Origin of the sequence: uncultured Granulicatella sp., from assembly GCF_963528195.1 — a bacterium.
In the GTDB taxonomy this organism is placed as follows: Bacteria; Bacillota; Bacilli; order Lactobacillales; family Aerococcaceae; genus Granulicatella.
Map to the genome: position 1 here is coordinate 56,121 of NZ_CAURVN010000002.1, position 13,374 is coordinate 69,494.

A 13,374-nucleotide genomic window follows, 5' to 3' on the forward strand; every position below is an offset into this window, starting at 1 on the left:
CACTCCTTATAATATTGATTCAAAGTTAGCTTCTGAAAATAACGCTGTTATAAAACTTTCATGATCTTCGCTCTCCCATAAATTTTGAATATAAGAAGAACTATCAATCTTAGAGTAAATAACCTTTAAAGCATCTTTATAAATTTCTAATTCCTTTTCAGCAATTGCAATTAACATTACGACTTTAACTAAATTTTGCCCCCAATAAATTGGTTTCTCTAATGTCATCATAATTAATTCACTAGTATGAACTTCTTTTGGATTAGCATGAGGAAGTGCTATACCAGTGTAAGTACTTGTAATTCCTAAATTTTCTCTGTGGCGTATAGTCTTTTCAAATTTTATATTTTCAAGATTTTTCTCATTAGCCAATTGGATTATTTTGGACAAACACTTATCTACACTACTTACTTTTTCTCTAATATATATCGATTTTCCAAGTAATTTTTTGATGAGTCGATTCGTATATTCTTCATCATTTTTCGTTAAAAAATTATATTGTGTTTGCTCCATTGTATTGGCTAAAAATTTTCTTTGGATTTTTAATAAATCATCTTCTTTCATAATCGTTCCAACATGTATGTACGGAAACGACACATTCTTTAATTCCACAGAACTAATCACTAAATCGTTTATGCTAATATCTAAAGAACTTACTTTGGAATATTCTACTTTATGAATATGTTCGTACTGACCTGTTATTTTTCTAACTTGATTCAATAATAATTCTGATGTTGCTAAACTATGTGGACATATTACATAAATATTCATTGGTTTTTTTATTTTTTCTACTGATATTTCCAAATGTATAGTTAAAAGTGCTGCTTCATTATCTGTTAATTCAACATTAAAATTATTCTTAAAAACCTTTCCTGATAACCAAACAAAGTTATACAAGACTCCATACTGGTATTTAATTTCTTCCATCAAATCACTTTTTAAATGAATTTTATTTCGTAACCTCATAATCATTGCTGGAATATGATTGATTAACATTCCTCTTAAATACTCATCTTGTTCAAAATGAATACCTGCCAACTCACCAACTAATGCTATGAATTCATCTACCGTTTTCTCAATTTGAACATTAGACTCTAAATAAGAATTTTCATAATTCCCAATAGTAATTAAACTTTGGCAAAGAGAAATAATCTCCTTTTCGGCAACTTCTGTTCCAGAAACTTCATTCAACAAATCTCTAGCCAGTAAATATGTCTCAATAATTTTAGGATTATTGCTATCTAAATCATTTTGTTGTTCTATAAAGTATCCATTTCTCCAACGAATATCAAAAATTATCAAATCCATTAATAAATAATGACGATATTCATAGCAAACTGAAAACTTATACTTTTCTAACAGCTGATTCATAATTTGGATAATTTCTTGAACTCTATTCGGATTAATACATCCATAATTCGATAATCCTGTTAAATTAAAATGAATTAATCCACTTAATAGCTTATTACGAAAGAACTTTCTAATATTGTCTTCCAACCCTTCCAAAGCTATTTTTCCTTGTTGCTTAATCAACTTAATTCCATTCTTATTAATCTCTTTTTCTAGTTCATGAATTTCTCTTCTTATAGTTGATTCACTTGTGAAATTTTCAATGGAGCAATCTAGAATATCTATTTCATTTTTCAGCATAAATGTAGATAATAGTTTACACTCTTCATTTTGCTTATTTGTTTTTGGTGAAACGAGAAAAATTTTCTTCAATTGTTCTTTATATTTTTCATCTATTTCAATATAAATTCCCATACTAGGTTTTTTCTTTATAACTGAAGAAAAAGCTTTTAAATATTGATTAATAACTGAAATATCATTGTAAATTGTTTTAGTGGAAACTAAATACTGTTGAGCTAATAACTTTCCTGTTACAGGCTCGGTTTCTTGAATTAATCGATTCAATAGATCTACCTGTCTATTATTCATTAAAATCACCCTCCATATATTTCCACATCTTTATTTTAAATCGCTTTCAATAATATATTAAGTCAACTTTTTTCCAGAACATTGTGGAAGTCTTATTCTTTTCTTTTTTAATTACAATTTTCCATGTATAAAAAACAAGGAATTTATTTCCTGTTATTTTCCTACTTTATCCCCTTACAATCAATACCCTCTATAAAATTTGTAAATCAAAAATATAAAAAACGACTTTTAACTATTAGAAGAAATCTAACAGTAAAAGTCGTTAATTTATCCTAAATTCTACTCTTCCCCCATACCAGGTTGATATGCAAGAACACCTAATCCCATAAAGATGACTAGTGTCACACTTAAGAATACAACTTGTTCTTGAATCATTCCTACCATAGAAATCGTTTGACGTAATCCTGATACTGAATAACTCATCGGAAGCCATGGATTAATCGTTTTGAAGAAATCATTCGTCAATGCAAGAGGATAAGTCCCTGCGCTTGATGCTAATTGTAATAATAATAAGATAAGTGAGAAGAAGGCTCCCACTCGAGAATTCCATGTCGTTAGTGCTGTTACGATTGACATAAATGTTACACTCGCTAATAGAATCAATAATAATGTCTTCATTTCATGTACCGCTGTTAATCCTATCAAGTGTACTCCACCATAAACAAGTATTCCTGCTAATACCGCAATAATTCCATTAACTTCTAAACGAGCTTTGAACCATGCCCAACGAGTTTCTGGCTGTCTTCCAGATGGAAGTTTCGCAAAAATCATATTCGTTGATAATGCTGCTACAAATAATGCCACAGAAATCATATATGGAGCCATCGCAATTCCGTTAACCGATACTGCATCATCATCTGTTTTCGATAACGCCAATGGATTTGATAAAGTTTTCGCATTCGTCTCTTCTGTTGAAGCTAATGCTAATTGTTCATTTGCATCCATTAATCCAGTACTTAATGTAGTAACTCCTCCATATAAAGTTTCTAAACCAGATGAAAGAGTATTTCCTCCATCAGCAAGTTTTTCTGCACCATCTGCAATTTTTTGTGATCCGTCTGTTAATTTAGAAGAACCCGAAAGAAGTTGTTCAGATTTTTGATTTAGCTGATTTGTTCCTGCTTGCAAGTTAGTAATTCCAGATACTAATTCTGAAGATTTTTGATTTAATTGGTTACTTCCAGAAGAAATTTTTTCAATACCTGTGACTAGTTCAGGAGCTTTTTGCGCCAATTGTCCAACTCCAGAAGTTAAAGTTGAAGATTTTTCGGCCAATTGAGAAGAACCTGACGCTAACTGGCTGACACTACCGTTTAAAGTACTGTTTTTAGAGCTTAAAGCATTGGCTCCTTGCGCAACTTTATCCACTCCACTTGTATAAGCACCTACACCACTTTGAATAGCTTGGCTAGCTGGAACTAGTTGTTGACTGACTGCCGATTGTAATGTTCCAATCCCTCCTGATAATTGTGTTAATGAAGTAGAAGCTAATGGTAATACTTGTCCTGCTGCGGATTGTAATTTAGCGACACTTTCTGCTTGAGATTTTGCATTTCCCAAATTCCCTTTTAATACTTGAATCGTCGATAAAATTTCTTTTGCAGATTGCACACTTGTATTTGATTGATTTGATACAGCTACTGTTAATTCTGCTTGCTGTTCAGCACTTAAAGTGCTATACGCATTTGTTGATTGAATGGCTGTTAATGCAGCTTGTTGAGAAGCTTGACTATTTACTATTACACTTTGTGCTGAAGCTGCGATTGTAGATAAAGCATTGGTTACTTCACCCATTAAAGCTGTACTTTCATTTGCATTCGCTGATTGAATCGCTTGATTTAATTGATCTAACCCAGCTGCCAATTGAGAAATTTGAATACTTTTTTGTGCAGATGCCTCTAATTGACTCGATAATTGCTGAATTCCTTGATTCAATTGTTGAACTCCATTTCGCAATTTGTCTGATTGGCCTGCTAATTGACTTGCACCTGAAGATAAACTATCCACTCCAGATGTATATGCTTGAACTCCACTAGATAATTGATTCAACCCTGAGTCTAGTTTCACCACTCCACCAGCATATGCTTGAACCCCATCATTTAATTGTTGGATTCCAAAAGCTAATTCTGGAGTTTTAGAAGATAATTGATTTAAGCCATTATCTAATTGAGAAACAGCTCCTGTATATGTTAATAATCCATTATGGAATGTCGTTATACCTGCATCAATTTTTTTCACAGCATCTGTGTAAGTTGCTAGTCCATTCGTAAATTGCTCTGCTCCATTTGAAAAAGTGACACTCGATTGAGCTAAAGTTTGTAAGTTAGTCGCTAATTGTTGACTTCCATCTTTTAATTGATTAGACCCATCAGCAAGAGTTTGACTTCCTTGCGAAGCTTGTTCCATCCCTTCTTTTAAATTCCCCATTTTTTCAAATAAAGTTTTTGTATAAGTTTCTGTCACATTTTTTGCAACTGTTTGCTTTAATTGAGTCATCGCAGAATCACTCATTTTACTAGCAATAAAACTATGACCACTTGAAGTTTGATAATCAATATTCATTTGTTCCGGATGATTTGTTAAAATCGATGCAGCTTTTTGGGATAAATCACTAGGTAAAGTCACAACCATATAATAAGTACCATTTTCTAGTCCTTCCACACCATCTGCTTCTGTAACAAAATGAAAATCTAACGAATCATTTTCCTTCAAATTCGAGACCATGTCTTCTCCAATGTTCATTGATTTCTCGTTATAAGTAGCTGGCTGATCTTTATTCACAACTGCTACTGGCAATTCAGATAATTTTCCATATGGATCCCACATAGAAGATAAAAATATAATATTATACAAAGCAGGAATAAGAGCAATCCCTACCATAACAATTATAAAAGTTGGTTTTTTTAAAACTGCTTTCCATTCTCTAAACATATAAGCCCTCTTTTCTGTACACAATGTCTAATTTTTGATAAAATAGATTATACAACAAGAAAACAATATATCAAGTGATTAAAAATATTTTTAGACACAATGTATAAAAATGTTCATAAAGGAGATATTATGACAGAGAGTAATAAAAGACAAAAAACAAAACAAGTGATTGAAGATGCCATGGTACAATTACTAGCAGAACAGCCTTTCGACCAAATTAGTACTGTAAAATTAGCGGAAACAGCTGGAATTAGTCGTTCCAGTTTTTATACCCATTACAAAGATAAATACGATATGATTGATCTCTACCAAAGTAGACTGTTCCATACACTAGAATATATTTTTAGCAAGTATGCCAACGATAAACAACAAGCTATTTTTGAAGTATTTGAATATTTACAATCTGAACCCCTTTTAGCCGCATTATTATCCGAAAATGGTACAAAAGAAATTCAAAATTATCTTCGAAATAAATTACTTATTCTTGTAAAGACAGATATCGAAAAAAGAATTTCTACCAATTCTTTAAATATAATAGAATTAGAATATTATAGCGTCTATCTCTCCAATGCATTATTTGGAGTTTGTCAAAAATGGATTGCCCGTGGAAAAAAAGAAAGTCCTCAAGAAATTACAGACTTTTTATTTCCACTAACAAATACAGTCAGTGAAGTTTTCTCTAAAAAGTAGATAACAAAAAGGCATAAATCATACGCTCAAGATTTATGCCTTTTTTGATGTTTTAAAAACAAGAAGAAAAAATTTTAGCCATGAGACTCGCACGCGAGGCTGCTGGCGACCTCACAAACAAAAAGATTTTTTTCTTGGCTTTTCTCACTATTTCAAAAGATTAACTTTCACTAAATATTCTCTAGCAACTTCTTCAGCAGGTCTTCCATTTGCCCCTACTTCAAAATTCATTTGGCTCATTTCTTCTTCAGAAATTTTTCCAGCTAATTGATTCAAAATCCCTTCTAATTCAGGATGTTTTTTCAACAAGTCTTGTTTCATTAAAGGAGCCCCTTGATACGGTGGGAATAATTGTTTATCATCCTCTAATACTTTTAATTGGTAACGTGAAATTTCTGCATCTGTTGAATAAGCATCTGTAACTTGAATATCACCAGATTGAATAGCTTGATAACGTAATGCAGGTTCCATTGTGGCTACATCCAATTGTAAGCCATACATACTTTGCAATCCTTTATTTCCATCTTCACGGTCATTAAATTCTAATGTAAATCCAGCTTTTAATGGACGGTTCACTTTTTTCAAATCAGAAATTTTTGTTAATTTTTCAGCTTCTGCTAATTGTTTTGGCACGGCAACTGCATAAGTATTTTGATATGCCATTGGTTTTAAAAATACAAAACCATCTTGTTCTAAAATTCCTTTACGAGCTACTTCATACACTTCTTCAGGTTCATGACTAACTTTTGGTTTATTCTTCAATAAACTTTCTGTAATCGTTCCTGAAAATTCTGGGTAAATATCAATGTCCCCTTTTTTCAATGCTTCATATAAGAAATTCGTTTTTCCAAAGTTTGGTTTCACTTCGACTTTTAATTTTGTTTGATCTTCGATTAATAACTTATACATATTCATCAAAATCTCAGGTTCTGGTCCTAATTTTCCTGCGATCACTAGTTTATCTGATGTTTGCATTTTAGCAATTGTTGGTGCATAAGAAGCTCCTAATCCAATGATTAAAACTAAAAAGGCTGACAGAATCGTTTTTAATTTTGCTGTTTCCATCCATTTCAATAAGAAGTTGAATAAAATTGCTAAAATTGCAGCAGAAATAGCTCCAATCAAGATTAAACTTGAATTATTTCGGTCAATCCCTAATAAAATAAAGCTTCCTAATCCTCCTGCACCAATTAATGCAGCTAAAGTCGCTGTTCCAATAATAAATACAGCTGCGGTACGAATCCCAGACATAATTACGGGCATCGCTATAGCAATTTCAATTTTTTTAAGGCGCTCAAATTTTGTCATTCCAAACGCAATTCCTGCTTCGACTAGACTTTCATCAATTCCTTGTAGCCCTGTAATTGTATTTTGCAAAATTGGGAATAAAGCATATAACACTAAAGTCGTTAAAGCTGGTAATGTTCCAATCCCCATTAATGGAATAAATAATCCAATTAACGCTAAAGATGGTAATGTTTGAATAATCCCTGCAATTTGTAATAAAAATCCAGAAATCTTTTTCGATGGACTGACTAATACTGCAATAGGAATAGCAATTACTACTGCTAATAATAACGCTAATAAAGAAAGTTGAAGGTGTTGCCCTAGAGATAACATCCATTCACTATTTCTCTCTTGAAATGTTCGAATGAATTCATTCATGTTGTTCTCCCCCTTTAAATAATTCTTTGACAAACTCATTAGCCGGATTTGTTTGAATTTCATGAGGAGTGTCTACTTGAACAATTTCTCCATCTTTTAATACAGCAATTCTATCTGCCAACTTTATAGCTTCATCTGTATCATGTGTAACAAATAATACTGTCATTTTAAATTCTTGATGTAATTGTTTCGTTAAATCTTGTAATTGTTTACGACTGATGGCATCTAATGCCGAGAAAGGTTCATCCATCAATAATATTTTTGGAGTCGCAATAATTGCCCGAACAATTCCTACTCGTTGTTGCTCTCCACCAGATAATTCTTTTGGATAACGATTCGCATAATCTTCAAAAGAAAGCCCAACTTTCTCTAATAATACCTTTGTTTTCTCTTGAATTTGTTCTTTTTTCCAACCTTTCATCTCAGGAATTAAAGCAATATTTTCTGCTACGGTTAAATTTGGAAAAAGCGCAATTTGTTGCAAAACATATCCTGTTTCTAATCGTAATTCTCGTTGATGATGATCTTTAATTCGCTTGTCATTCAAGTAAATATTTCCATCTGTTGGTTCGATTAATTGGTTAATCATTTTCATCATCGTCGTTTTCCCTGAACCAGATGGTCCCACTAACACCATAAATTCACCATCTTCAATGCGTAAATTAACGTCTTTTAAGACGGTTTTTTCTGCGTAGCGCAATGCTACATTTTTGTATTCAATCACTGTAACCCCTCCTAACACCTAAATTATTTAAGTGCTTCATTCTTCCTTAAATTTTGAAGAATTCGATTTAAATATTCTTCTACTTGGATAATTTCTTTTTTACTAAATCCAGAATAAAAAATTTCTCCTAATTCTTGATGAATTTTCTCTCCAATTTCTTTTTGAGCCCATCCTAATTCCGTTAAGTTTACATATCTTTTTCGTTTGTCTTTTGGACAATGTTTCAAACAAACTAAGCCTTGTTCTTCCAATTTTTTAATCATACTTGTTAAGGTATTATTGGCAAGCCCTGTTCGAATACTCAAATCAGTATAAGTAATATATCCCTCTGTATCATTCCACAGTACGGATAAAATTTTTGCTTGTTCACTTCTATATAAAGCTTTCGGTTCATTATTTAATAATTTTTGGTAAACTCTTCCATTTACTAATCCAATATGGTGAATTAAATTTCCACCATGCATCTTCGAAGTCATATCAACACTCCTCTTAAAATAGTTCTATATAGAACTATATACCCCTTTATCTATTTTGTCAATTGCTTCCATATAGAAATATTTAAAAATAAAAAAGAAGAGCGTTCTTACTCGAACACTCCTCCTCAATTTATTAATCTACTTTTTTCATTTCTTCAAACATTTCATCATTAACATAACATCCAAGAGCAGGATTTTCTGATGGGTTAATCACTACATCGAAAGCTTTTGTTACTTGAGATAAAGTCTGAATCATTCCACTCCAACTTTCATCATAAATTTCTCTCAATCTCTTCCAATCTGTATAGAAGACCATTGCTTCTTTTTCATCTTTTCCTGGTAAAATCGCAACATTTAATTTTTCTCCAGATTGTAAATCAATTTGTGCATTTGGATCTGCATTTTCTAATTTGATTGGTGTTAAGAATTTTGCTTTTGGTAATTCTAAGCATAAGAATCGATAGTATAATCCGTGCATAATTTTTTGTTCTTCTGTCTGCGGAAATCCTAATTGTCCTAACAACAAGATCCATCTCATAGCATCAGGATTTGTGACAGGAATATCTTCTTCTGCTACTCCTGTATAATCGGGTGCTGCAATAATTCCTTCTGCAGCAAGAGATGTTTGTTCTGTTACAAGATGGACACCTGTCGCTCCATTTTGGTAGAAAGTTTCTAAGAAGAAATTCTCAATTCCTTTTCCATCTTCTCCTTTTTGAATACGACGTAATTCAAAAATTTCTGTATCTGCAAATCGAGACGCTAATCTTTCTTCATACGCTACTGGAGCAATGAAGATCATTGGCGAACTACAAATAAAGCCCCCTTCTTCTCTTTGTTGAGTTTGAGAGAATAAATAAGGTTCTTTTGTTTTTTTAGAATACACGGTTACTAATTCATCTGCTTGGAGCAATTTATCTCGCACGGCAATCATTAATTGTTCAATTTTGCCGACATTTGCAGTATGTTCTTCTGGTGATTCTTGCGAAGCATTCATATGACAGTATAGTAAAAATACACGTGCAATTTCTGATAAATCCGCTAAGGTTAAGGTCTCAACATCTCTTTGTGTTAAAACACCTTCTTGACGACCAACAAAGACATTCCCTAATGTATTGACAAATGTTTTATAGATTTCTTCCTTGTTGGCACCTTCTTCATGTAACACAGTACCTTTTTTAATCCCTAAAGGCATTGCATCTTCTAACCAAAGAGCCACTGGTTCATCTGTTACTTCAAACACTTTTTCTCGCTGAGCATTTTCCATTGCATAAATCGCAGAAGTTGTAACAGTTCCATTATCATCTCCAAGATTTGTCAACCAAACAAAATCCCCTACTTTTAATGTTCCTTCCAAATTCCCTGTTACTACTAAATCTAGAGAATCATCACTAATTTTATAAACATCTTCTACCCCTAGTTTGAATGTTGGTTTGTCTTGAACTGTTGCTTCTGTTTCTTGTTTTTTAAATAAATCTTTTAATCCCATTTTCTTTCCTCCGTTAATTCTTTTCTCCGACTAATATCCATAAATGTACCGTAATAGTTTCTAAAGGATGATTTTTACTATAATCTTGATCTTCTTTACTAGCTCCCCAATATAAAGGAGTCATTTGTAATAGGTGTCCATACATTTCTTTTGTAAGTGTCACTTGATAAGAAACTTCCTTCATCTTCATCGATGGATATTCTTGTTTAAATCGTTCTACAATATCCTCATTAGAATAGTGTTGTTTTTCTTCATTACTTTTATATAATTGTTGTCTTAATTCAATTAAATAATTACTTCCAGGAATAATTTTAATTAATTTTCCTCCTGATGCTAAGACACGGTTGAACTCCTTATAATTCGAAGGAGTCAACATATTGATTAAAGCTCCACAAGATTCATCCCTAAAAGGTAACTGCGCTAAATCTGCCACAATCCATAAAGCTTTTTGTGAATGATGATGACTAGCAGCCAAAATGCCTTCCTTAGCAATATCCATTCCTACTAAAGGAATATCTTCTAAAAATGACGATAAATAAGCAAGCGGGCTTCCTTCTCCACAGCCAATATCAACAATTAGTTGATTCTCCTGTTTTGAAATCAGTGACAAAACTTCGTCTAACAAAGGATTGAAGAAACCACTTTGCGCTAATTCATAACGATGCGTAAATAGCTCAGCATCATAATCCTCATTCGCTTTTTGTTTCATCAAATGAAGAGTGCCTTTTTTATTGATATCAAAGCGATGACGGTTCGTACAAACCAGACTATACCCATCTAACGCTTCAATAGCTGCATGACAATAGGGACATGCAAATAAATGTTGATGTTTTTGTATAAAATCTCGACTCCAGTCGATTTTCTTTTGCATCATGCACACTCCTGCTCCATTTATTCTCAATTGTCAGTATACCATAAAATTGATTTTCTGTTTGATTTTCTTTCTCTATAAAATTAACCGTTTTTTATTTTGACATTTTTTCCTGCAATGATACAATAGAATAGAATCGTAATTATGCAGATTTAATTACATGAATGGAGGAAATCATGATGAGTAGCAAAATTCCAGTAACCATTGTCAGCGGTTTTTTAGGAGCAGGTAAAACAACGCTCATTAACAAAGTATTAAAAGAAAAACACGGTGAACATATTGCCGTAGTTATTAATGAATTTGGAGAAATTGGTGTTGATCATCAATTCGTATTAGATGTAGAAGAAGAAATTTATCAAATGGATAATGGCTGCTTATGTTGTACCCTTCGTACAGATATTGCAGACATGTTAAAATCTATTTTAATGGTCAAAGAACAAAACGGTATTAAAGTGGACCGTGTATTATTTGAAACAACTGGCTTAGCAGATCCTGCACCAATTGCTCAAACATTTATCAATGTACCATTTTTAAATGAACATTTTATTTTAGACGCTGTTTTAACAGTTGTTGATTCAAAAAATTTCTTATATCAAACCACTCATCAAACTGAACCAGCAAAACAAGTCGGTTTTGCAGACAAAATCTTTATGTCTAAACATAGTTTAGTAGACGACACTATTTATACAAAAGTGATTAACGAAGTTCGTTCTATCAATCCTTTTGCAGAAATTCAAGATTTAGATGCTCGTCCAGTTGAAATGAAAGATATGTTTGGACTTGAATTATTCTATGCTTCTGAAAAGAAAATTTTAGAAATGCAAGAAAATTCTGAAGAAGAATATTGTGAAGCTTGTGGACACACTCATGCTCATGGGGAACATGATCACCACCATCATCACGATGAAGAACACTGCGAAGAATGCGGTCACTCTCATGCGCATGGCGAGCACGATGAATACTGTGAAGAATGTGGACATACTCATGCACATGGGGAACACGATCATGACCACCATCACGATAAAGAACATCACCACGACCATGATCATGATCATCACCATCATGGACATCATCATCACAAACATCACCACCACAGTGGGATTAATTCATTTGTCATTGAAACTGAGAAACCTCTTGTTTTGGCTCATATTAACGAATGGTTGAATGAATTAGTTTATATTTATGGACCTGAATTATATCGTTATAAAGGAATTTTAAGCGTAGAAGGTTTGGATTATCAAATCATTTTCCAAGGGGTTCAAATGAGTTTTGATATTTCTCGTGGACGTGATTGGAATGATACAGAGCGTAAGTCGACTTTAGTATTTATTGGTAAAAACTTACCAGAAGATACATTAAGAGAAAGTTTCGTTGCTTGTACAAATAAATAATTTCGTAAAATAACTACAATAAAACAGAAAAAACATTTCTAGCCGTAGCATGGTCGCCAGCAGCCTCGCAACTGCGAGTCTCATGGCTAAAATTTGAGCCTTGGTCTCAAATTTCCCCTGTAATATAAGCTGAAAGCTTATATTACTTTTGCTACGGAGAAATGTTTTTATCTGTTTTATGTATTTCTTTAAAGATTCTTCTCACTTTCTTATCGGAGTCTTCATATAATTTTCAAAATTTCACTCTATACTTTAGTCATTCCCAAATAAGAAATATTATCCTCCCAAGTTAAATATTTCAAAATCCTTTTTTCCACCGACCATTGTGTCGGTGGTTTTTTAATATTCTTGGAGGATCATTATCATCTCATCCTTTAAAGAATTTTCCCAAAGGTTTAAAGCTTCCATCCTAAAATAGATTGTCGCTAAAAAACTTTTGTACATTGCTAAACGTTGATAACTTTCACGGCTTCCATCTAATTCTTCAAATCTTTGCTTTTTAATCCACTCACACAACAATTTTTGAGAAAGATTTTCCGACTCTATTCCAAAAAAGATTGCTAATCCTAATCGTTTCTCTTCTTCATCCATAAATGGTTGTTTACTCTTTTGAAAAATATCACTAATGACTTCTAATACTTCTACTACATATTCTTGGGTACAATTCGGATGCGAAATAATGGTTCCTAATAAATCGGCTCCATGAGCAAATGCATGTATCCATCCTAACTTCTCATCATATCCCGTTCTGTCTTTTTCTCTTTTTAAATAATGAATTCCATTTTGAATCCAACTCGTTCTCTCTAAAGTTGTTAAACAAGAATCATATCCACTTGTTTTATCCCCATCTACTTGTAAAATCATTCCCATTACAAGCGCTGAGAATGAACGATACGCTGTTGCACTAGCAAATTCTTCGATTCTATACTCCAAAGGATTTGTGACATTCACTTTTTCAATGATCCATCGTAATTGTTCTTTTGTTATCAGTTGTTCAAAAATAACTTGCCCGAATAAATTAAAGACTAAGTCATCTCGGATTTCTGGATTCGGATTTCCTATATTCTCCCATAACCATTCTAATTCTTCTTGTGTTAATGCTGTATTATTCCCTTGTTTTATCTTTAACTGAGTAATCATTTCTTGTTCTAACATGATATTCACCTCTCTACTAGACATATTGTAACACAAAATAAAAA

At 32.6% G+C, this 13,374-nt stretch carries 10 protein-coding genes; 2 read left to right on the top strand and 8 right to left on the bottom strand.

The features are described 5' to 3' along the window. Positions 1–6 precede the first annotated feature (6 nt). Positions 7–1,947, bottom strand: coding sequence for a PTS sugar transporter subunit IIA (locus tag RWR88_RS01215; protein WP_314450179.1), 1,941 nt, complete (start codon positions 1,945–1,947; stop codon positions 7–9). A gap of 270 nt (positions 1,948–2,217) precedes the next feature. Next, positions 2,218–4,869 (bottom strand): YhgE/Pip domain-containing protein, encoded by a 2,652-nt coding sequence (locus RWR88_RS01220; protein WP_314450181.1) that lies wholly within the window; start codon positions 4,867–4,869, stop codon positions 2,218–2,220. A 129-nt stretch (positions 4,870–4,998) separates the two neighbouring features. Here RWR88_RS01220 and RWR88_RS01225 point away from each other — a divergent pair, with 129 nt between their 5' ends. Next, positions 4,999–5,559 carry a TetR/AcrR family transcriptional regulator gene (locus RWR88_RS01225; RefSeq protein WP_314450183.1) on the top strand — a complete coding sequence of 187 codons (561 nt, stop codon included), beginning with the start codon at positions 4,999–5,001 and terminating at the stop codon, positions 5,557–5,559. Positions 5,560–5,706: 147 nt separating this feature from the next. Here the strand turns inward: RWR88_RS01225 and RWR88_RS01230 are convergent, their stop codons facing one another. The 5 genes from RWR88_RS01230 to RWR88_RS01250 form a co-directional block, all read right to left on the bottom strand. Then, positions 5,707–7,224 (bottom strand): ABC transporter permease/substrate-binding protein, encoded by a 1,518-nt coding sequence (locus RWR88_RS01230; RefSeq protein WP_314450185.1) that lies wholly within the window; start codon positions 7,222–7,224, stop codon positions 5,707–5,709. After that, entirely contained in the window at positions 7,217–7,948 is a 732-nt protein-coding gene (locus RWR88_RS01235) for an ABC transporter ATP-binding protein (RefSeq protein WP_314450187.1), read from the bottom strand. Before RWR88_RS01235 ends, RWR88_RS01230 begins: the two co-directional genes overlap by 8 nt. A gap of 23 nt (positions 7,949–7,971) precedes the next feature. Beyond that, the gene (locus RWR88_RS01240) at positions 7,972–8,424 is read right to left on the bottom strand and encodes a MarR family transcriptional regulator (RefSeq protein ID WP_314450189.1); all 453 of its coding nucleotides are present in this window, start codon (positions 8,422–8,424) and stop codon (positions 7,972–7,974) included. 133 nt (positions 8,425–8,557) lie between these two features. Next, positions 8,558–9,913 (bottom strand): hypothetical protein, encoded by a 1,356-nt coding sequence (locus RWR88_RS01245; protein ID WP_314450190.1) that lies wholly within the window; start codon positions 9,911–9,913, stop codon positions 8,558–8,560. A 13-nt stretch (positions 9,914–9,926) separates the two neighbouring features. Beyond that, positions 9,927–10,787, bottom strand: a complete 861-nt coding sequence (locus RWR88_RS01250; RefSeq protein ID WP_314450191.1) for a methyltransferase domain-containing protein — start codon at positions 10,785–10,787, stop codon at positions 9,927–9,929. A 173-nt stretch (positions 10,788–10,960) separates the two neighbouring features. On the opposite strand from RWR88_RS01250, the gene RWR88_RS01255 reads away from it, so the two are divergent. Next, positions 10,961–12,175, top strand: a complete 1,215-nt coding sequence (locus RWR88_RS01255) for a GTP-binding protein (RefSeq protein WP_314450192.1) — start codon at positions 10,961–10,963, stop codon at positions 12,173–12,175. Between the two features lie 339 nt (positions 12,176–12,514). On the opposite strand, the gene RWR88_RS01260 is transcribed toward RWR88_RS01255, so the two are convergent. Beyond that, positions 12,515–13,330: a DUF2785 domain-containing protein gene (locus tag RWR88_RS01260; RefSeq protein WP_314450194.1), complete on the bottom strand. Its 816-nt coding sequence runs from the start codon at positions 13,328–13,330 to the stop codon at positions 12,515–12,517. Positions 13,331–13,374 lie beyond the last annotated feature (44 nt).

Coding starts and splice junctions, on each gene's coding strand:
- RWR88_RS01220 (WP_314450181.1), bottom strand. CDS start 4,869: ATGTTTAGAGAATGGAAAGCAGTTTTAAAAAAACCAACTTTTATAATT.
- RWR88_RS01225 (WP_314450183.1), top strand. CDS start 4,999: ATGACAGAGAGTAATAAAAGACAAAAAACAAAACAAGTGATTGAAGAT.
- RWR88_RS01230 (WP_314450185.1), bottom strand. CDS start 7,224: ATGAATGAATTCATTCGAACATTTCAAGAGAGAAATAGTGAATGGATG.
- RWR88_RS01240 (WP_314450189.1), bottom strand. CDS start 8,424: ATGACTTCGAAGATGCATGGTGGAAATTTAATTCACCATATTGGATTA.
- RWR88_RS01245 (WP_314450190.1), bottom strand. CDS start 9,913: ATGGGATTAAAAGATTTATTTAAAAAACAAGAAACAGAAGCAACAGTT.
- RWR88_RS01250 (WP_314450191.1), bottom strand. CDS start 10,787: ATGATGCAAAAGAAAATCGACTGGAGTCGAGATTTTATACAAAAACAT.
- RWR88_RS01255 (WP_314450192.1), top strand. CDS start 10,961: ATGATGAGTAGCAAAATTCCAGTAACCATTGTCAGCGGTTTTTTAGGA.
- RWR88_RS01260 (WP_314450194.1), bottom strand. CDS start 13,330: ATGTTAGAACAAGAAATGATTACTCAGTTAAAGATAAAACAAGGGAAT.